Below are 18,695 nucleotides of genomic sequence, written 5' to 3'. Positions count from 1 at the left end.
GTCCGAGCGTCCTCAGGCGCCCAGCCAGCGACCCTCCGGCCAGGCACCTGATTCGACCGCCCGACGCGTTTCCCGCACCAGCACGTCCACGGCGCGATGCACGTGACGGCCGCACAGGCGGTTCGACGGCAGCGCCAGCACGATGGTCCGTGCGACCGGCGGATCGGCCAGCGGCGCGCCGGAGAGCTTGCCGGCCTGCAGGTCCTCGGCGACGGCGATGGGGGGCAGGATGGTGAGGCCGTGGCCCGCCAGGACCAGGCGGCGTTGCACGCTCAGGGCGTTGGTCTCGGCCGAGAGATCCAGCACCACGTTCCGCACGGCGCACGCGTGCTCGACCAGCGAGCGGATGCCGTGCGGCGCGCTGGGCAGCACCAGCTTGCGCTGCGCCAGGCTGCTCAGCGCCACGGGCGTCCGGCGGTCCAGTCCGGCGTCCTTCGGCCCGATCACCCACAGAGGTTCCTCGATCAGCGCGGTGGTGCGCACGTCGGCGGAATGCTCGACGCCATAGAGCAGCGCGGCGTCGACCTCGCCCGAGACCAGCCAGCGCGCCAGGGTCCCCGCGTAGCCCATCGCGAGCCGGATGCGGATGCCGGGATGCTCGCGCGCCAGCGCGGCGACCAGCGGGCCCGACAGGACGTCGATCGTGCTGGGCAGCAGCCCGAGCGTGACCAGTCCCGCGACGCCCTCGGCGCCACCGGCGATCTCCACGCGCGCCCGGTCGAGTTCGAGCATCGCGCGGCGCGCGTAGCCCACCAGGGCGTGGCCCGCATCCGTGAGCACCATGCCGTGGCGCTCCCGGACGAACAGCGGGGTGCCCACGTCCTCCTCGAGCAGGCGCAGCTGGCGCGAGACGGCCGGCTGCACCAGGTGCAGGACCTCCGAGGCCCGCGTCACGTTGCCGGTCTCCGCGACCGTGAGGAAGGCCTTGAGCTGCTTGAAGTCCATGGAGCGATGCCGGGTGGTGATGGAGGAATGCGAAATATTTATTTCACATCGTCAGGAATCAAATTTTATGATGACCGACCCGTCCACTCCAGATCTTCATTCCCATGAGTCATCCCCCCTCCTCGGCGCCCGCCTGGCAGGAAGCCGTCTTCAAGGTCCTCAAGGAGGGCGGCGTCGACCAGATCGCGTACGTGCCCGACGCCGGGCATTCGCACGTGATCCGCAGCGCCATCGCCGATCCCGACATCGAGGACGTCGTCCTCACGACCGAGGAGGAGGGCGTGGCCGTGGTGTGCGGCGCCTGGCTCGGCGGCAAGCGCGCCGTGCTGCTGATGCAGAGCAGCGGCGTGGGCAACTGCGTGAACATGTTCTCCCTGCTGCAGGCGGCGGACTTCCCGTTCTTCACGCTGGTCACCATGCGCGGCGAGTACGCCGAGTTCAATCCCTGGCAGGGCCCGATGGGCAAGGCCACGCAGGCCGCGCTGGAGCTCATGGGCATCCACGTGCTGCGTGCCTCCCACCCCGACGAGGTCGAGGAGATCGTGAGTGCCGGCTACGACGCCGCCTTCCAGGCCGGCGAGAAGGTTGCCGTGCTGCTGGGACAGAGCCTGATCGGACGCAAGAAGTGGGAGCGCAAGTGATGAACCAGATCGAATCGAAGCCGCGCGCCGATCGCCGCGAATTCGTCGCCGAGCTGCTGGCGGCCACCCCTGAAGCGCTGGTCGTCACCGGCCTGGGCTCCGCGTCCTACGACGTGTTCGCCGCCGGCGACCGCGACAAGAACTACTACCTGTGGGGCGCCATGGGCGGTGCCGCGGCGCTGGGCCTGGGCCTGGCCCTGGCGCAGACCGACAAGTCCGTGGTCGTGATCACCGGCGACGGCGAGCAGCTGATGGGCATCGGCAGCCTGGGCTCGATCGCCGTCAAGCAGCCCAAAAACCTCACCATCGTCGTGCTGGATAACGGGCACTTCGGCGAGACCGGCATGCAGCGCAGCCATTCCAGCCTCGGCGCCGATCTGGTGGCGATCGCCAAGGGCTTCGGCATCGCCCACGCCGACTCGACCGACGGCATCGAGCGAGTCGGGGAGATCGCCGAGGGCATCAACGCCCGCGGCGGCCTGCGCTTCGTGCAGGTCTTCATCGACGCCAATGAACCGCCGCGCGCCCTGCCGCCGCGCGACGGCCCGTTCATCAAGAACCGGTTCCGCGCTGCGCTCGGCCTCCAGCCGTTCTGAGCGGCAACGCTTCGAGCACCGATGATCCTCCAAGGAAACCCCATGAAACGCTACCTGCTGCGCATCGGCGCGCAAGCCTGCGAGCCCCGGAGCGGGCAGTGGTTCGACACGCAGAACCCCTACACCGGCGAGACCTGGGCACGGATCCCGCGTGGCGATGCGAGCGACGTCGACGCCGCCGTGCGGGCGGCCCACCAGGCGCTGACCGGGGGACCCTGGTCCGAGCTGACGGCCACCCGGCGCGGTGCGCTGATGCACCGGCTCGCCGACCTGATCGCGCGTGACGCCGTCCAGCTGGCCACGACGGAGGTGCGCGACAACGGCAAGCTGCTCGCCGAGATGCAGGCCCAGCTCGACTACATCCCGCAGTGGTTCCGCTACTACGGCGGTCTGGCCGACAAGGTGCAGGGGGCGACGCTGCCGCTCGACAAGAAGGGCTACTTCGCCTTCACGCGTCACGAGCCCGTCGGCGTGGTGGCGGCCATCACGCCCTGGAACTCGCCGCTGATGCTGCTGAGCTGGAAGGTCGCCCCGGCGCTGGCCGCCGGCTGCACGGTGGTGGTCAAGCCATCGGAGTTCACTTCCGCTTCCACGCTGGAGCTGGCCGAGCTGTTCGACGAGGCCGGCTTCCCGCCGGGCGTGTTCAACGTGGTCACCGGCTTCGGCGCCGAGGTCGGCACGCCGCTGGTGGAGCACCCGCTGGTGAACAAGATCAGCTTCACCGGCTCCGACGCCACGGGCCGCCTGATCAACGAGCAGGCAGGCCGGCACCTGAAGCACACCGCCATGGAGTTGGGCGGCAAGTCGCCCAACATCGTGTTCGAGGACGCCGACCTGGAGCAGGCCGCCTTCGGCGCCATCTCCGGCATCTTCGCGGCCACCGGCCAGACCTGCATCGCGGGCTCCCGGCTGCTGGTGCACGACAGCATCCACGATGCCTTCGTCGAGCGCCTCCTGGCGGTGGCGCGCACGGCCCGCATGGGAGACCCGATGGACCCCGGCACGCAGGTCGGCCCGGTCACGACCCCGCCGCAGTACCGCAAGGTGCTGGAGTACATCGACATTGCCCGTGCCGAGGGCGCGACGGTGGTGCTCGGCGGCGGGAAGGGGACGGCGCCCGGATGCGGCCGGGGATGGTTCGTGCAGCCGACCATCTTCACCGGCGTGCGCAACGACATGCGCATCGCCCAGGAGGAAGTGTTCGGTCCCGTGCTGTCGATCATCCGCTTCCGGGACGAGGCCGACGCGCTGCGCATCGCCAACGACGTGCGCTTCGGTCTGGCGGCGGCGGTGTGGACGAGCGACATCGGCCGCGCGCTCCGCATGTCCGAGAAGCTGCAGGCGGGCACCGTCTGGGTCAACACCTATCGGGCCGTGAGCTTCATGGCGCCGTTCAGCGGCTACAAGGACTCCGGCCTCGGCCGCGAGAACGGCATCGACGCGATCCGCGAGTACCTGCAGACCAAGTGCGTCTGGATCAACAGCGGCGCCGTGGCGGGCAATCCGTTCGTGATGCGTTGACGGCAGCGTCACGAAAAAACAGAACAGAACAGAACAAGACGGAGACAAGGCACATGACCGGTTCGAAGATTTCTCGTCGTGACCTGCTGGCGTGGGGCGCTGCCGCGACGCTGGGCCCGGCTGCCCCGTTCGCCGTCGCGCAGGCCGCCGAACTGCCGAAGGGTCCGATCGTCCTGGTCGTTCCTTTCGCCGCCGGGGGCGCGACGGACGTGGTCTCGCGCCTCGTCGCGCAGAAGCTGTCCGAGCGGTTGTCGCACGGCGTCATCGTGGAGAACGTCGCGGGCGGCGGCGGGGCCATCGGCGCGGCCAGGGTGGCCAAGGCGCCCGCCGATGGCGGCCTGCTGCTCATGGGCACCGTCGCCACCCATGCCATCAACCCCCTGTCGACGCCGCCGGCGCCCTACGACGCGCAGCGCGACTTCACGCCGATCTCGCTCGTCGCGACCGTGCCCAACGTGCTGCTGGTGAGTTCATCGGTCAAGGCCAAGGACGTGCGTGAACTCATCGCGTTGCTCAAGGCGGAGCCCGGCAAGTACAGCTATGGCTCCTCGGGCGTCGGCACGCCGCCGCACCTGTCCGGGGAGCTGTTCAAGTCGATGGCCGGGGTGGAGATTGGCCACGTCCCCTACAAGGGCGGCGGACCGGCGATGACCGATCTGGTGGGCGGCCACATCCCGATCCTGTTCGACGTGCTGACCGGCGCCGCCTCGCACATCCGCGCCGGTTCGGCGCGGGCCCTGGCGGTGACGACCCGCCAGCGCTCGCCGTCCTTCCCCGACATCCCGACCCTGGCCGAGGCCGGCGTGCCGGGCTACGAGACCTATACCTGGAACGCCATCTTCGGTCCGGCCAAGCTGCCGCGCCCGCTGGTCGATCGCCTGAGCCGCGAGCTCCAGGCCGTGGTGGCGCAGCCCGACGTGCAGGCCAGGCTGAAGGACCTGAGCGCGGTGCCGGTGGGCTCCACGCCGGAGGTGCTGTCGTCGCTGGTCGCGTCGGAACTGGACAAGTGGGGCGGCGTCATCCGGTCCATCGGCGGCCTCAAGCGGGACTGAGCGCGCGCCGTTGCGACCACGCGGCTCCGACGGACCGCCTCCCGGTTCACGCGTCGCCGGGACCGATCCAGCGCGCCGGCCAGCTGCCGTCCTCGACCATCCGGCGCAGCACGTCGACCACCACGCGCATCACGGCGGCGCCCGCCGTGGTGCCGGGCCGGGTGACGCTGGTGGCGCCGACGATCCGGCGCAGCATGCGCGGGCTGTCGATCACCGAGGCCCGCAGGCGGCCGGCGGCCACCTCGTCGGCGACGGCGCCCGGCGGCAGGATCGTGCTGCCCAGGCCCGCCTCGACCGCACGCTTGACGCTGGGCAGCGACTCGATCTCGGCCACCACGTCGAGCACCAGGCCCTCGGCCTCGCAGGCGTCGTCGACGATGCGGCGCAGGCCGTGGTCGCGGCCCGGCAGCACGAGCGGCCAGCGCGGCAGCGCGGCCAGGGCCATCGTGCGCGGGGCCGTGGCGCCGTAGGCGTTCGAAACGAAGGCCAGGCGGTCCTCCAGCAGCAGCTGCTTGGCCAGCGCCGGGTCGGCCTGGTCGCCGAAGATCAGGGCCAGATCGAGCCGGCCGGCGATCAGCCACTCGCGCAGGAAGCCGCTGTAGCCCTCCACCAGCTTGATGCGCACCTGCGGCAGCCGCTCGCGACAGGCCTGCAGGATCGGCACGGTGGCGATGAGCGACACGGTGGTCGGCAGGCCGAGCGCGACCTCGCCGGCGGGCACCACGCCGGTCTGGCGCACGGCCGCGCGGGCGCGCTCGACGTCGGCCAGCACCACCCGCGCGTGTTCCAGGAAGGCCTTGCCGGCCTCGGTGAGCGTGACGCCGCGGCTCGACCGGTCGAACAGGCGCGCGCCGACGTCGTGTTCCAGCGCCGCGATCTGCTGGCCCAGCGCCGGCTGTGCGACGTGCAGCCGCGCCGAGGCCTTCAGCAGGCTGCCGGCCTCGCTGACGCCGATGAAGTAGCGGATGTGGCGCAGTTCCATTGGTCGGTCTTGCTATGTCTTCGACGTCTAGCGCCTAGCTTAAATCCATATTTCACAAATATCGATCGGCATCGAACAATCCAGGCTCCGATACACCTTCCGACGATGCCTCGCAGGGTGTCGATGGACACGACGCTGGAGACGAAGAGATGAGCCTGGACCTGGACCACCTGAAATCCTGGATCGGTCGAACCGAACAAGTCCACGACGTCACCGCGCCGACGCCCGTGCGGGCGCTGGCGGCCACGCTGGATCGCGACGATGCCGTCCCCCTGGCGGGCGATGCCGTGCCGCCGCTGTGGCACTGGCTGTACTTCCTGCCCCTGCACCGCCAGTCCGAGATCGGCCCGGACGGCCATGCCCGACGCGGCGGCTTCCTGCCGCCGGTGCCGCTGCCGCGCCGCATGTGGGCCGGCGGGCGCCTGGCGTTCCAGCGTCCGCTGACGGTGGGCAGCGCCGTGACGCGGACCTCGCGCATCGAGGACGTGAGCGGCAAGACCGGCCGCACCGGCGACCTGGTGTTCGTGCGGGTGCGCCACGAGATCGCCGACGAGGCGGGCGTCGCGATCGTCGAGGAGCACGACATCGTCTATCGCGACAACCCCCAGGCGGATGCCCCGGCGCCCGCCGCCCGACTCGCGCCGACCGATGCGCAATGGACGCGCGAGATCGTGCCCGACGACGTGCTGCTGTTCCGCTACTCGGCGCTGACCTTCAACGGCCACCGCATCCACTACGACCGCCGCTACGTGACCGAGGTCGAGGGCTATCCCGGCCTGATCGTGCACGGGCCCCTGATCGCCACGCTGCTGCTGGACCTGCTGCGCCGCCAGTTGCCCGATGCGCAGGTCAGGACCTTCGACTTCCGCGCCGTCAAGCCCTTGTTCGACATCGCGCCCTTCGCCGTCTGCGGCCGCGTGGAGGGCGACGGGACGGCGACGCTGTGGGCGCGCACCCACGACGGCCACCTGGCCATGGACGCCACTGCCACGCTGGCCTGATACACAAAGCACTTAGGAGACCACCCTCATGTTCAACGAGATCGACGAGCATCAAGAAATTCGCGACGCCGTGCGCGCCCTGTGCAAGCAGTTCCCCGACGAGTACTTCCGCAAGGTCGACGAGCAGAAGGCCTACCCCGAGCAGTTCGTCGACGCGCTGATGGAGGCGGGCTGGCTCGCGGCCATGATCCCCGAGGAATACGGCGGCACCGGCCTGGGCCTGACGGCGGCCACGGTGATCATGGAGGAGATCAACCGCAGCGGCGGCAACGCCGGCGCCGTCCACGGCCAGATGTACAACATGAGCACGCTGCTGCGCAACGGCAGCCGGGCGCAGAAGGACAAGTACCTGCCCGGCATCGCCGCGGGCACGCTGCGCATCCAGTCGATGGCGGTGACCGAGCCGACCACCGGCACCGACACCACCAAGATCAAGACCACCGCCGTGAGGAAGGACGGGCGCTGGGTCGTCAACGGGCAGAAGGTGTGGATCAGCCGCGTGCAGCACTCCGACCTGATGATCCTGCTGGCGCGCACCACGCCGCTGGCCGACGTGAAGAAGAAGTCCGAGGGCATGTCGATCTTCATCGTCGACCTGCACCACGCCGTGGGCAACGGGCTCACCGTGCGCCCGATCCCCAACCTGGTCAACCACGAGACCAACGAGCTGTTCTTCGAGAACCTGGAGATCCCGGAGGAGAACCTGATCGGCGAGGAGGGCAAGGGCTTCAAGTACATCCTCGACGGCCTGAACGCCGAGCGCACGCTGATCGCCGCCGAGTGCATCGGCGACGGCTACTGGTTCATCGAGCGCGCGCGCAAGTACGCCAACGAGCGCGTCGTGTTCGACCGCCCGATCGGCAAGAACCAGGGCGTGCAGTTCCCCATCGCCGACGCCTTCATCGAGATCGAGGCCGCCAACCTGATGCGCTTCGACGCCGCGCGCCGCTTCGACGCCCACGAGGCCTGCGGCGCGCAGGCCAACATGGCCAAGTACCTCGCGGCCAAGGCCAGCTGGGAGGCGGCCAACGTGTGCCTGCAGACGCACGGGGGCTTCGGCTTCGCCAACGAATACGACATCGAGCGCAAGTTCCGCGAAACGCGCCTCTACCAGGTGGCGCCGATCTCGACCAACCTGATCTACGCCTACGTCGCCGAGCACGTGCTCGGCCTGCCGCGGTCGTTCTGAACGCGAAGGCAAGGAGCACGCCATGACACGCCCCCTCGACGGCATCACCGTCGTCACGCTGGAACACGCCATCGCCGCGCCGTTCTGCACCCGCCAGCTCGCCGACCTGGGCGCCCGGGTCATCAAGGTCGAGCGCCCGGGCACCGGCGACTTCGCCCGCGCCTACGACGAGCGCGTGCAGGGCCTGGCCTCGCACTTCGTCTGGACCAACCGGTCGAAGGAGAGCCTGACGCTGGACGTCAAGCAGCCCGTCGCCCAAGAGGTGCTCGCCCAGCTGCTGGAAAAGGCCGACGTGCTGGTGCAGAACCTCGCGCCCGGCGCGGCGGCGCGCCTGGGGCTGTCCTACGAGGCGCTGAAGGACAAGCACCCGCGCCTGATCGTGTGCGACATCTCGGGCTACGGCGACGACGGCCCCTACCGCGACAAGAAGGCCTACGACCTGCTGATCCAGAGCGAGTCGGGCTTCCTGTCGGTCACGGGTTCGCAGGCCGAGCCGGCCAAGGCCGGCTGCTCGATCGCGGACATCGCCGCGGGCATGTACGCCTACAGCGGCATCCTGGCCGCGGTGCTGCAGCGCGACCGCACGGGCCGGGGCAGCCGCATCGACGTGTCCATGCTCGAGAGCATGGTCGAGTGGATGAACTACCCGATGTACTACGCCTACGAGGGGGCGCCGCCGCCGCCGCGCGCCGGCGCGGCGCACGCCACCATCTATCCCTACGGTCCCTTCGTGGCCGGGGACGGGGTCTCGGTCATGCTGGGGCTGCAGAACGAAAGGGAGTGGGACGCCTTCTGCCGGCTCGTGCTGCGGCAGCCCGACCTGGCGGGCGACGAGCGTTTCGCCTCCAACTCGCGCCGGGTGGCCAACCGGGACGCGTTGCGCGCGCTGATCCTGGAGAATTTCGCTGCGCTCTCGGCCGCGCAGGTCGTCGAGCGCCTGGACGACGCCCAGATCGCCAACGCCCGCGTCAACGACATGCACGACGTGTGGGCGCACCCGCAGTTGAAGGCCCGGGGACGCTGGACCGAGGTGGCCACGCCCAACGGACCGATTCCCGCGCTGCTGCCGCCCGGCCGCACCGACGCCTACGAACCCCGCATGGACGGCGTGCCCGGCCTCGGACAGCACACCCGGGACCTCCTGCGGGAACTGGGCTGGTCGGCCGAGGCCATCGACGACATGCGCCAGACCCACGCGATCTGAAGCCACCCCGGAGACAAGAAACCATGAAGAACTTCTACAAGCACGCCCTCCAATGCACGGCCGTGGCGATGGCCGGCCTGACCTGCGCCATGGCCGGCTGGGCGCAGGGCTACCCGACCAAGCCGATCACCCTGGTGGTCCCCTTCGCCGCCGGCGGGCCGACCGACGTGGTCGCCCGCACCCTGGGCGGGGCCATGACGAAGTCGCTCGGCCAGACGGTGCTGGTCGAGAACAAGACCGGCGCCGGCGGCACCATCGCGGCCGCGTTCACCGCGCGCGCCGCTCCGGACGGCTACACCTTCCTCATCCACCACAACGGCATGGCCACCGCGCCGGCGCTCTACCGCAAGCTCAGCTACCAGCCGCTGGCCGACTTCGAGTACGTCAGCCAGGTGATCGACGTGCCCATGACCCTGGTGGGCCGCAAGGACCTGCCAGCGAAGGACTTCAAGGACCTCATGGCCTATGCCAAGGCCAACGGCGACAAGGTCAACCTGGCCCATGCCGGGCTGGGTGCCGTCTCGCACCTGTGCGGCATGCTGGTGCGTCAGGCCATGGGGGTGGAGATGACCACGGTGCCCTACCAGGGCACCGGCCCGGCGATGAACGCGCTGCTCGCCGGCCAGGTGGACCTGCTGTGCGACCAGACCACGTCCACGACGCCCTACATCAAGGCCGGCTCGGTGAAGCTCTACGGCGTGACCACGCCGACCCGGCTGAAGACCCTGCCCGACACGCCCACGCTGGCCGAGCAGGGCCTGCCGGGCTTCCAGGTCGTCGTCTGGCACGGCATCTACGCGCCCAAGGGCACCCCGAAGGAAGCGATCGAGAAGTTCGGCGCGGCGCTGAAGTCGACGCTCAAGGATCCGGCCATCGTCCAGCGCCTGGCCGAGCTCGGCGCGGTCGTCCCCGGCGACGACAAGCTCACTCCGGCGGGCCTGAAGACCTGGCTGGAGCAGGAGACGCAGCGCTACGCCCCGGTCATCAAGGCCGCCGGCCAGTTCGCCGACTGACCGGCACGCTGGCCACATCGAAGCAGGAAGCATCCCATGAAGGTTCTGGTCCCAGTCAAGCGGGTCGTCGACTACAACGTGAAGGTTCGGGTGAAATCCGACGGCAGCGGAGTGGACGTGGCCAATGTGAAGCACAGCATGAACCCCTTCGACGAGATCGCCGTCGAGGAGGCCGTCCGGCTCAAGGAGCGCGGCGTGGTCACGGAGATCATCGCGGTGTCCTGCGGCGAGACCAAGTGCCAGGAGACCTTGCGCACGGCGCTGGCCATCGGCGCGGACCGCGCCATCCTGGTGGAGACGAGCGTGGAGCTCCAGCCGCTGGCGGTGGCCAAGCTCCTGAAGGCACTGGTCGACAAGGAGCAGCCGCAGCTGGTGATCCTGGGCAAGCAGGCCATCGACGACGACGCCAACCAGACCGGCCAGATGCTCGCCGCGCTGGCCGACCTGCCCCAGGGCACGTTCGCCAGCAAGGTCGAGGTCTCGGGCGACAAGGTGAGCGTCACGCGCGAGGTCGACGGCGGCCTGGAGACGGTGTCGCTGACGCTGCCGGCGATCGTCACGACCGACCTGCGGCTCAACGAGCCGCGCTACGTGACCTTGCCCAACATCATGAAGGCCAAGAAGAAGACGCTCGACGTCGTGAAGCCCGAGGACCTGGGCGTGGACGTCGCGCCGCGCCTGAAGACGCTCAAGGTCGCCGAGCCGCCCAAGCGCGGCGCCGGCGTCAAGGTGGCCGACGTGGCCGCCCTGGTCGACAAGCTCAAGAACGAAGCGAAAGTGATCTGACCATGCCCATCCTCGTCATTGCCGAACACGACCACGCCAGCGTCAAGCCGGCCACCCTCAACACCGTCACGGCCGCGCTCGCCATCGGAGGCGACGTCCACGTGCTCGTCGCCGGCGCCAACGCTGCGGAGGCGGGCGCCGCCGCCGCGCAGATCGCCGGCGTGGCCAAGGTCATCGTGGCCGACGGCGCGAGCCTGACCGAAGGCCTGGCGGAGAACGTCGCCGCGCAGGTGCTGGCCATCGCCTCGAACTACAGCCACATCCTGTTCCCGTCGACCGCGGCGGGCAAGAACGTCGCCCCGCGCGTGGCCGCCAAGCTCGACGTCGCGCAGATCAGCGACATCACCAAGGTCGACGGTCCCGACACCTTCGAGCGCCCGATCTACGCGGGCAACGCCATCGCCACGGTGCAGAGCAGCGATGCGATCAAGGTCGTCACGGTGCGCACCACGGGCTTCGACGCGGCGGCGTCCTCCGGCGGCAGCGCGACCATCGAGAACGCCGAGGCGGTGGCCGACTCGGGCAAGTCCAGCTTCGTCGGGCGCGAGGTCACCAAGAGCGACCGGCCCGAGCTCACGGCGGCCAAGATCATCGTCTCGGGCGGTCGCGCCCTGGGCAGCGCGGAGAAGTTCGCGGAGGTGATGACGCCGCTGGCCGACAAGCTCAACGCGGGCCTGGGCGCGAGCCGCGCGGCGGTGGACGCGGGCTACGCGCCCAACGACTGGCAGGTGGGGCAGACCGGCAAGATCGTGGCGCCGCAGCTCTACATCGCCGCGGGCATCTCCGGGGCGATCCAGCATCTGGCGGGCATGAAGGACTCCAAGGTGATCGTGGCGATCAACAAGGACGAGGAGGCGCCCATCTTCTCGGTGGCCGACTACGGCCTGGTGGCCGACCTGTTCACCGCCGTGCCGGAACTCGTCGAGAAGCTCTGAGCGCGGATCCCCCGACCATGCACGCGCTCGATCTCGCCGTCTCCGGCAGTCAGCTGGTCGCCGGACCGGCGGGCCCGATGGAGGTGATCGTCGACGCGCCGCGCGGCCCGATGCACGACGGCATCGCCATCGTCGCGCATCCGCAGCCGCTGCTCGGCGGCCATGCCCTGCACAAGGTCCCGCAGCTGCTCGCGCGGGCGCTCAGCGACGCCGGCTGGCGGGTGGCGCGGCCGAACTTCCGGGGCGTGGGGGGCAGCGCCGGCGTCCACGACGCGGGCATCGGCGAGGCCGAGGACGTCGTGGCCCTCCACGACGCCCTGCGCGGCGCGCATCCCGGTGCGCGGATCGCGCTGGTCGGGTTCTCCTTCGGCGCTTTCGTGCAGGCGCGCGTCGCCCGCGCGCTGGAGGACCGGGGACGGGCGGCTTGGCGCGTCTGCCTCGCCGGCATGCCCTCGGGGCCTGTCCAGGACGGGCGCGTCTTCGACCCGCCGCAGGGCCTCGCCAACGCGCTGGTCGTGCATGGCGAGCGCGACGAGCGCGTGGCGCTCGCCGCGGTGCTGGACTGGGCGCGGCCCCAGGGACAGCCGGTCGTCGTCGTGCCGGGGGCCGATCACTTCTTCACGGGCAGATTGCCCATCCTGCGCGGCCTGGTCCTGTCGCACCTGGCGATCTGCGTCCCGGCCGCATTTCCTCCTCCACCACCATGACCCCTTCCATTCCCCTGACCGACGCCCGTACCTTCCTGTTCGTCCCCGGCAACCGGCCGGAACGCTTCGAGAAGGCCGCCCTCAGCGGCGCCGACGCCATCGTGCTGGACCTCGAGGACGCCGTGCCGCCGGCCGACAAGGCGGCGGCGCGACAGGCCGTCGCGCAGGCCTGGGCCGCCCTGCGATCGCTGGGGACCGCGCTGGTCGTGCGCATCAACGCGGCCGATCAGCCGTCGGGCGACGACGACCTGGCCTGGCTGGCGCGATTGCCGGCCCCTGCCCCGGCGGGCGTGATGGTGCCCAAGGTCGAATCCGCCGCCACGCTGGCCCTCGTGCGCGACCGGCTCCCCGGCGTGCCGCTGCTGCCGCTGATCGAGAGCGCGGCCGGCTGGAACGCCGTGGCGTCGATCGCCGCGTGCGACGGCGTGGCCCGCCTGGTGCTGGGCCACATCGACTTCATGGCCGACACCGGCATCCAGTGCGGCCCCGACGAGGCCGAACTCGCGCCCCTGCGCTTCGCGCTGGCCATGGCGACCCGCGCGCACGGGCTCGCGCCGGCCGTGGACGGCGTGACCGTCGCCATCCAGGACGACGAGCGACTGCGCGAGGACACCCGACGGGCCCTGCGCTTCGGCTTCGGCGCCAAGCTCTGCATCCATCCGCGTCAGGTCGGACCGGTGCACGAGGTGATGACGCCCGATGCGCGGCAGGTGGCCTGGGCCCGGCGCGTGGTCGAGGCCGACGCCGCCTCGGGCGGCGCGGCGGTGCAGCTCGATGGCCGGATGGTCGACCGGCCGGTGGTGCTGCAGGCCCGCCGCGTGCTGGCCCGGCACGACGCCTGCCGACCGACGTCGTGATCGCCCGCCTGTTCGCCCTCCGCGCACATGGCCGTCCCGCCCTGGTGAAGCCGTCGCCGCGTTGACCGCAGGGGGAGCGGCCGAGGGTGGATCGTCGGGCCTCGCCCGACCACGTCTCACCGCGCGTCGACGATCGTCGTGTCGTAGATCCTGCCTCCGATCCTCACGTTCTTCAGCACGATGTCGTGGACGTTGTACGCGTAGATCGGACCGGGCACGGTCGCGCCGGCCGGGCCGGCCGCGGCGGGAGTCCCGAAGTCGCAGTCGCTGATCGTCACGCCGGTGATCGCGGGCACGGGCGGCACGGGCAGGGGTCCGTTGTAGTCGGCCTTCACCGGCCCCTGCGCCACGATGGCCTGGAAGCACGACGCGGTGACGCCGCCGAGCGTCACGTTGCTCGCCCGGACGCGCGAGATGACGATGTTCTCGACGGTGGCCGGACGCGTGCGGATCGCATCCTTGGCCGGCTGGTAGTCGCAGTCGAAGGTGATGATCCCGCCCTGGGCCGCCGAGGGATTGGCGGCCGCGGCCGTCACCACGCCCAGCGGCACCGTCGCGTTGATCGGGCTGCCCGGCAGCAGCGACGAGCCGTAGCCCGCCGGCGTCGTGCTCACGCCGTTGGCGAGCGTCACGTTGTCGACGTAGAAGTCGCGCACGAAGCCGCCGCGATTCATGTTGGTCTTGATGCGGATGGCGATGTTCAGCGCGTTGGTCGCCCAGTAGACATTGCGCATCTCGAGGTTGCGCGCGTAGACCTTCTGGATGCCCGCGCCCATCTCGCTGCCCAGCGTGATGCCGCCGTGGCCGCTCTGCATCGTGCAGTCCTGGATCACCTGGTTCTGCGACGGACCGAACTGGACGTCGAGGTTCTTGCCCGACTTGATGGCGATGCAGTCGTCGCCGGTGTTGAACTCCACGCGTTCGCACAGCACCGTGTCGCAGCCGTCGGGATCGAAACCGTCGTTGTTCAGCCCGGTGCTGTCGGCGAGCACGTTGCGGATCACGACGTTGCGGCAGGCCACCGGATGGTGCTGCCAGAACGGCGTGTTGTTGCACTGGTAGTTCTCCATCAGCACGTCGGTGCAGCCGATGAACGTCACCATGCAGGGCCGCAGGAAGTGCCCGAGCCCGAAGACGCGCTGCTCGACCGGCACCCCGGCCTCCGACAGGCAGGGCAGGTAGTTCTGGTCCTGTTGCCAGGGCGTGACCGGATTGGTCAGCAGCGCATAGAGCACGTCCGGGATGCCCGGCACCTTGGTGCGCAGGTCCGGGTTCAACGGATTGTTCGAGGCCGCCGAGGGCGTCGTCGCGGCGTTGACGAAACCGTACTGGCCGACGTTGCCCTTGTAGGTCCACCAGCAGGTGGCGGTGTTGCCGCTGCCGGCGAACGGGATCATGGCCTGGCCGTTGAGGATCGACGTCCGGTCCTCGCCGGTGATGGCGATGCGCGACTGGTTGCGGGCGTAGATCGGCGATCCGAAGTTCAGGCAGTCGTTGGACTGCCAGCGGCCGTGATACAGCTTGCCGTTGGCACCGCAGTCGACCGGGCCGTCCTTGGCGTAGTCGGCCGGCCGGTTGCTGAAGTAGATCTGGCAGTTGGCGCTCAGATGGAAGTTGACGTTGCTCAGCAGCACGATCGGACCGGCGCAGTACCAGGTGCCCGGCGGCACCACCACCCGGCCGCCGCCGGCCGCGTTGCACGCCTCGATCGCGGCCAGGAAGGCCGGGCGCGAATCGAAGGAGCCGGGGGCGTGCGTCCGGTCGGAGCCGGCGCTCAATGGCGACAGGGCCGCGTTGGTGTAGGGATTCACGGCCGCGACCACGGCACAGGGTCTCGCGCCGTAGGCGACCACCTGGAAGTCCTGGGCGGGGAAGGCGGCCTGCGACACCGACTTCAGCGACTCGACGATGGCGGTGGCGGCACCGTACGGTCCCCAGATGGCATCGCCGGTCGTGCCGCCGCTCACGCCGCCCTCGTCGCCGCCGCCTCCGCCACCGCAACCCGCCAGGCCACCCAGCGCCGTGCTTCCCAGCAAGGTGCCCGTGCCCAGCAGGAAGCCCCGGCGGTCCAGCAGGGAAGACGCGCCGGGCTTCGCCCCGGTGGCCTGGAAAAATGAACTCATGACTGTCTCCGTCGAATGGTCTGCAGTTGAAAAGCCGGGATGTCGCACCGACCGCCGCCGAGGCGCGAAGCGGTGCACCGGCACGCCGGCATCCGTCACGAATATGACAACGTTGTCATTTCCGGTGATTTCGAAGATCCGTTCCAAACCTCAACCAGGATCGGGCCGGCTTCTTCGAAGTTCGGAGGGATGATATCGTTGTCATTTCACGGACGGCGACCGAATTTTTAAGTGGTTTCCCTAGACCGTGCGTGGGTTCCACGCGATCCGAAGGCCTGCACGCGATGCGAGTCCGGCCGGGCCTCCGACGTCCTCGCCGGAGCGGCTTGCCGCGAGCATCGGGAGTTCGGCCCCCGACCGCGACATGGGTTATTGACTTTTACCGCGAACTTGATAAATTATTGAATTCAAAATAATCGGAGATACATTGATCCACTTTCCTCGTCAGGCCCTGGCCCGGGAGCTCGTCGCGGCGCTGCGAGGCCAGGCGGTCTTCGGCGATGCGCACAACGGCCTGTTCCTGGCCGCGCCGCGCCGCACGGGGAAGTCCACCTTCCTGCAGGCCGACCTGAAGCCGGCCCTGGAAGCCGCCGGCGCGGTGGTGGCCTATGTGGACCTGTGGGCCGACCCGCGCCGCGACCCCGGCGCTCTGATCGCCGACGCCATCGCCCGCGCGCTGGCGCCGCGTCTGGGGGTGGTGAGCCGCGCGGCCCGGGCGGCCGGGCTGGACAGCGTGACGATCGCCGGCGCGCTGAAGATCGACGTCGGCAAGATCGGCCGGATCGACGGCGTGACGCTGCCCGACGCGCTGCGCGCGCTGCACGAGGCCGCCCGGGCGCCGGTGGCCCTGATCGTGGACGAGGCGCAGCATGCGCTGACCAGCGAAGCCGGCGAGGCCACGATGTCGGCATTGAAATCCGCCCGCGACCAGCTCAACCGGCCGGGCGGGGTGAACCTGATGCTGGTGATGTCGGGCTCCGACCGCGACAAGCTGCTGCGGCTGGTCAACACCAACGGTGCGCCGTTCTACGGCTCGCAGATCTCGCGCATGCCGCCGCTGGGGCGGGATTTCATCGACCACGTGGCGCGGCTGATCACGGCCCAGCGGCCCGATCTGGCGCCGGTGGATGCCGCCCTGCTGCTGCAGGCCTTCGAGAGCTTCGGCCAACGGCCGCAGTTTTTCATGGAAGCGCTGGGCCAAGCGCTGAGCCCCTTGTCGGGCCTGAGCGGCGTGAGGTTCGAGCAGGCCGTGCTGCAGGCGGCGAAGGAACGGCAGGACGCCGACGAGGCCCAGATGGAATCCGAGTACCTGGCGCTGCGCCCTCTGGAACAGGCGGTGGTGTGGCGCCTGCTGTCGCAGGGGGCGCGCTTCCGCCCCTACGACGGCGAGGCGCTGCGCTTCTACCGGGATCGGGTGACGGGCCGCGTCACGCCGCAGATGGTGCAGCGCGCGCTGGAATCGCTGCGCGAACGCAATCCGGCGCTGGTGTGGAAGTCGGCCCGCGGCGAGTACGCCGTGGACGATGCGGCCATGCACCGCTGGTTCGAGCAGCGGGCCAGGGAGGAACGCTGGCCGCCGGTCGATCCCCACGGCCTGCCGGCCATGCAGGAGGACGAAGCCGCCGCCACGGACGTGCCCGACGAGAAGGACGGTTCCTGACGGGAGCGCGCCGGTCGGCGCTCGATCTCATCGCGCAGCGTCGACCGGCTCCTAGTGCGCCGGGACGTCGGCGCCGGGGGCCGATCGCGTTCGCGCGGTCTCCGGATGGACCGCCTGCTTGATCGCCAGGGCGGCCGCGGCGACCAGGCCCGCTGCCGCGATCACGGTGAAGATCTCGGCGAAGGACGCCTTGCGGGTGGTGAGTTCGGCCACCAGGAAAGAGCCGGCGATGCCGCCGAACCGACCCACGCCCAGCATCCAGGCAATGCCGGTGGCCCGTCCCTGGGTCGGATAGAAAGGGGCGGCCAACGCCGGCATGGACGACTGCGAGGTGTTCATCAGCACGCCCGCCAGGAACACGACCGCGACCAGCAGGCCGACATTGCCGGCGAACTGGCCGATGGCATAGACCGCCACCGCCGTCAGCGCGTAGCCCACGGCGATGATCCGGTTCGGATTGAACCTGTCCATCAGCACACCGAAGAGGATCGCGCCGCAGCCTCCCAGGGGAAACAGGGAGGCGATCAGGGTGGCGGTTCGCGCGTCGATGCCCGCGTCCCTGAGCAGGATGGGCATCCAGTTGATCAGGGCGTAGAAGATGACCAGGCCCATGAAGTAGGCCACCCAGAGCATGACCGACCCGACCAGGAAGGGGCCGGAGAGCACCAGGCCCAGGCCCGTCTTCGTGTGGAGCGAATGGGAGGCCTTCTCCGTGTTGATGAACGAGCCCGCCCGGACGGCCGTGGCGGAGATGCGCCGGAGAACGGCCCGGACCTCGTCGACCGGCCGCGACCGCGCGACCATGTAGCGCACCGACTCGGGCAGGGTCGCGAGCATGACGACGACCAGGAGCAGCGGGGCGACGCCGCCGAGGACGAGCACGCTGCGCCAGCCGAACTGCGGGATCATCCAGGCCGCCAGGAAGCCGCCCAGGGCGGCACCCAGGGGAAAGCCGCAGAACATCAGGTTGGTCAGCGTGGCGCGGCGGTTGTCCGGGCAGTACTCGCTCATCATCGTGATCGCATTGGGCATCGCCGCCCCCAGCCCCAGCCCGGTCACGAAGCGCCAGGCGGTCAGGGTCGGCAGGTCGGGCGAGAAGGCGGAGGCCAGGCAGGCCGTGCCCATCACCATCACCGACACGATCAGCAGCAGCCGGCGCCCCCAGCGGTCGGACAGCGGCCCCGCGCCCAGGGCGCCGAACGCCAGCCCGAAGAGCGCCGCGCTCAGCACCGGGGCGAGGGCGGAACGCGGCACGCCCCATTCCCTCATCAGCGAAGGCGCGATGTAGCCGATGGCCGCCGTGTCGAAGCCGTCCAGGAGGACGACCAGGAAACACATCAGGAAGATCAGCCACTGGTAGCCTGAAAAGGGGTGCGCATTGAGGAACGTCTGGACGTCCACGGTCTTCGAGGGTTTCACATTCATTTCCATGTTTCTTCGGAGGCTCGATCGATCGGATCGATCGATTCGATGGGCGGTCCCG

Annotated in this window: 17 protein-coding genes; 13 read left to right on the top strand and 4 right to left on the bottom strand. The window is 70.0% G+C overall.

Annotated features, from left to right (window positions below; all coding sequences use genetic code 11):
• Positions 1–12: 12 nt before the first annotated feature.
• A complete protein-coding gene (locus ABID77_RS17250; RefSeq protein ID WP_429598392.1) occupies positions 13–945 on the bottom strand; it encodes a LysR family transcriptional regulator in 933 nt (310 codons plus the stop codon).
• A 104-nt stretch (positions 946–1,049) separates the two neighbouring features.
• On the opposite strand from ABID77_RS17250, the gene ABID77_RS17245 reads away from it, so the two are divergent.
• From ABID77_RS17245 to ABID77_RS17230, 4 genes are read left to right on the top strand one after another with little or no spacing between them, the layout of a single operon-like run.
• Positions 1,050–1,586: a phosphonopyruvate decarboxylase gene (locus ABID77_RS17245; RefSeq protein WP_429598390.1), complete on the top strand. Its 537-nt coding sequence runs from the start codon at positions 1,050–1,052 to the stop codon at positions 1,584–1,586.
• Positions 1,586–2,182: a thiamine pyrophosphate-dependent enzyme gene (locus ABID77_RS17240; protein ID WP_429598388.1), complete on the top strand. Its 597-nt coding sequence runs from the start codon at positions 1,586–1,588 to the stop codon at positions 2,180–2,182. The genes ABID77_RS17245 and ABID77_RS17240 overlap by 1 nt, the downstream gene beginning before the upstream one ends.
• A gap of 42 nt (positions 2,183–2,224) precedes the next feature.
• Complete coding sequence (locus ABID77_RS17235; RefSeq protein ID WP_429598386.1) at positions 2,225–3,703, top strand: aldehyde dehydrogenase; 1,479 nt, start codon at positions 2,225–2,227, stop codon at positions 3,701–3,703.
• 53 nt (positions 3,704–3,756) lie between these two features.
• On the top strand, positions 3,757–4,755 hold the full coding sequence (locus tag ABID77_RS17230; protein WP_429598384.1) for a Bug family tripartite tricarboxylate transporter substrate binding protein: 999 nt from the start codon (positions 3,757–3,759) through the stop codon (positions 4,753–4,755).
• 46 nt (positions 4,756–4,801) lie between these two features.
• On the opposite strand, the gene ABID77_RS17225 is transcribed toward ABID77_RS17230, so the two are convergent.
• The gene (locus ABID77_RS17225) at positions 4,802–5,737 is read right to left on the bottom strand and encodes a LysR substrate-binding domain-containing protein (protein WP_429598382.1); all 936 of its coding nucleotides are present in this window, start codon (positions 5,735–5,737) and stop codon (positions 4,802–4,804) included.
• A 149-nt stretch (positions 5,738–5,886) separates the two neighbouring features.
• Here ABID77_RS17225 and ABID77_RS17220 point away from each other — a divergent pair, with 149 nt between their 5' ends.
• Genes ABID77_RS17220 through ABID77_RS17185 form a run of 8 tightly spaced genes read left to right on the top strand, consistent with a single transcriptional unit; the run spans position 5,887 to position 13,429 of the window.
• Positions 5,887–6,738 (top strand): FAS1-like dehydratase domain-containing protein, encoded by an 852-nt coding sequence (locus ABID77_RS17220; RefSeq protein WP_429598380.1) that lies wholly within the window; start codon positions 5,887–5,889, stop codon positions 6,736–6,738.
• Between the two features lie 28 nt (positions 6,739–6,766).
• A complete protein-coding gene (locus ABID77_RS17215) occupies positions 6,767–7,927 on the top strand; it encodes an acyl-CoA dehydrogenase family protein (protein WP_429598378.1) in 1,161 nt (386 codons plus the stop codon).
• A 22-nt stretch (positions 7,928–7,949) separates the two neighbouring features.
• Complete coding sequence (locus ABID77_RS17210) at positions 7,950–9,131, top strand: CaiB/BaiF CoA transferase family protein (RefSeq protein WP_429598376.1); 1,182 nt, start codon at positions 7,950–7,952, stop codon at positions 9,129–9,131.
• 23 nt (positions 9,132–9,154) lie between these two features.
• Positions 9,155–10,144 (top strand): tripartite tricarboxylate transporter substrate-binding protein, encoded by a 990-nt coding sequence (locus ABID77_RS17205; protein WP_429598374.1) that lies wholly within the window; start codon positions 9,155–9,157, stop codon positions 10,142–10,144.
• 36 nt (positions 10,145–10,180) lie between these two features.
• Positions 10,181–10,930 (top strand): electron transfer flavoprotein subunit beta/FixA family protein, encoded by a 750-nt coding sequence (locus tag ABID77_RS17200; protein ID WP_429598372.1) that lies wholly within the window; start codon positions 10,181–10,183, stop codon positions 10,928–10,930.
• Positions 10,931–10,932: 2 nt separating this feature from the next.
• Complete coding sequence (locus tag ABID77_RS17195; RefSeq protein WP_429598370.1) at positions 10,933–11,865, top strand: electron transfer flavoprotein subunit alpha/FixB family protein; 933 nt, start codon at positions 10,933–10,935, stop codon at positions 11,863–11,865.
• A gap of 17 nt (positions 11,866–11,882) precedes the next feature.
• Positions 11,883–12,572: an alpha/beta hydrolase gene (locus tag ABID77_RS17190; RefSeq protein ID WP_429598368.1), complete on the top strand. Its 690-nt coding sequence runs from the start codon at positions 11,883–11,885 to the stop codon at positions 12,570–12,572.
• Entirely contained in the window at positions 12,569–13,429 is an 861-nt protein-coding gene (locus ABID77_RS17185) for an HpcH/HpaI aldolase/citrate lyase family protein (protein ID WP_429598366.1), read from the top strand. Before ABID77_RS17190 ends, ABID77_RS17185 begins: the two co-directional genes overlap by 4 nt.
• 116 nt (positions 13,430–13,545) lie before the next feature.
• On the opposite strand, the gene ABID77_RS17180 is transcribed toward ABID77_RS17185, so the two are convergent.
• Positions 13,546–15,552, bottom strand: a complete 2,007-nt coding sequence (locus ABID77_RS17180; RefSeq protein WP_429598364.1) for a glycoside hydrolase family 28 protein — start codon at positions 15,550–15,552, stop codon at positions 13,546–13,548.
• 427 nt (positions 15,553–15,979) lie between these two features.
• Here ABID77_RS17180 and ABID77_RS17175 point away from each other — a divergent pair, with 427 nt between their 5' ends.
• Positions 15,980–17,212 carry an ATP-binding protein gene (locus tag ABID77_RS17175; RefSeq protein ID WP_429598362.1) on the top strand — a complete coding sequence of 411 codons (1,233 nt, stop codon included), beginning with the start codon at positions 15,980–15,982 and terminating at the stop codon, positions 17,210–17,212.
• A gap of 51 nt (positions 17,213–17,263) precedes the next feature.
• On the opposite strand, the gene ABID77_RS17170 is transcribed toward ABID77_RS17175, so the two are convergent.
• Complete coding sequence (locus ABID77_RS17170; protein WP_429598360.1) at positions 17,264–18,637, bottom strand: MFS transporter; 1,374 nt, start codon at positions 18,635–18,637, stop codon at positions 17,264–17,266.
• Between the last annotated feature and the right edge of the window lie 58 nt (positions 18,638–18,695).

The organism is Variovorax sp. PvP013 (assembly GCF_050435945.1).
Taxonomy (GTDB): Bacteria; Pseudomonadota; Gammaproteobacteria; order Burkholderiales; family Burkholderiaceae_C; genus Variovorax.
Note: the sequence above shows the minus strand (reverse complement) of the source record. Positions and strands in the feature narration are given on the sequence as shown.

Excerpts from the sequence above, each read along its gene's own strand:
- ABID77_RS17190 (WP_429598368.1), top strand. The coding sequence starts at position 11,883 with ATGCACGCGCTCGATCTCGCCGTCTCCGGCAGTCAGCTGGTCGCCGGA.
- ABID77_RS17195 (WP_429598370.1), top strand. The coding sequence starts at position 10,933 with ATGCCCATCCTCGTCATTGCCGAACACGACCACGCCAGCGTCAAGCCG.
- ABID77_RS17185 (WP_429598366.1), top strand. The coding sequence starts at position 12,569 with ATGACCCCTTCCATTCCCCTGACCGACGCCCGTACCTTCCTGTTCGTC.
- ABID77_RS17170 (WP_429598360.1), bottom strand. The coding sequence starts at position 18,637 with ATGAATGTGAAACCCTCGAAGACCGTGGACGTCCAGACGTTCCTCAAT.
- ABID77_RS17205 (WP_429598374.1), top strand. The coding sequence starts at position 9,155 with ATGAAGAACTTCTACAAGCACGCCCTCCAATGCACGGCCGTGGCGATG.
- ABID77_RS17235 (WP_429598386.1), top strand. The coding sequence starts at position 2,225 with ATGAAACGCTACCTGCTGCGCATCGGCGCGCAAGCCTGCGAGCCCCGG.
- ABID77_RS17245 (WP_429598390.1), top strand. The coding sequence starts at position 1,050 with ATGAGTCATCCCCCCTCCTCGGCGCCCGCCTGGCAGGAAGCCGTCTTC.
- ABID77_RS17230 (WP_429598384.1), top strand. The coding sequence starts at position 3,757 with ATGACCGGTTCGAAGATTTCTCGTCGTGACCTGCTGGCGTGGGGCGCT.
- ABID77_RS17225 (WP_429598382.1), bottom strand. The coding sequence starts at position 5,737 with ATGGAACTGCGCCACATCCGCTACTTCATCGGCGTCAGCGAGGCCGGC.
- ABID77_RS17210 (WP_429598376.1), top strand. The coding sequence starts at position 7,950 with ATGACACGCCCCCTCGACGGCATCACCGTCGTCACGCTGGAACACGCC.
- ABID77_RS17240 (WP_429598388.1), top strand. The coding sequence starts at position 1,586 with ATGAACCAGATCGAATCGAAGCCGCGCGCCGATCGCCGCGAATTCGTC.
- ABID77_RS17220 (WP_429598380.1), top strand. The coding sequence starts at position 5,887 with ATGAGCCTGGACCTGGACCACCTGAAATCCTGGATCGGTCGAACCGAA.
- ABID77_RS17215 (WP_429598378.1), top strand. The coding sequence starts at position 6,767 with ATGTTCAACGAGATCGACGAGCATCAAGAAATTCGCGACGCCGTGCGC.
- ABID77_RS17180 (WP_429598364.1), bottom strand. The coding sequence starts at position 15,552 with ATGAGTTCATTTTTCCAGGCCACCGGGGCGAAGCCCGGCGCGTCTTCC.
- ABID77_RS17250 (WP_429598392.1), bottom strand. The coding sequence starts at position 945 with ATGGACTTCAAGCAGCTCAAGGCCTTCCTCACGGTCGCGGAGACCGGC.
- ABID77_RS17200 (WP_429598372.1), top strand. The coding sequence starts at position 10,181 with ATGAAGGTTCTGGTCCCAGTCAAGCGGGTCGTCGACTACAACGTGAAG.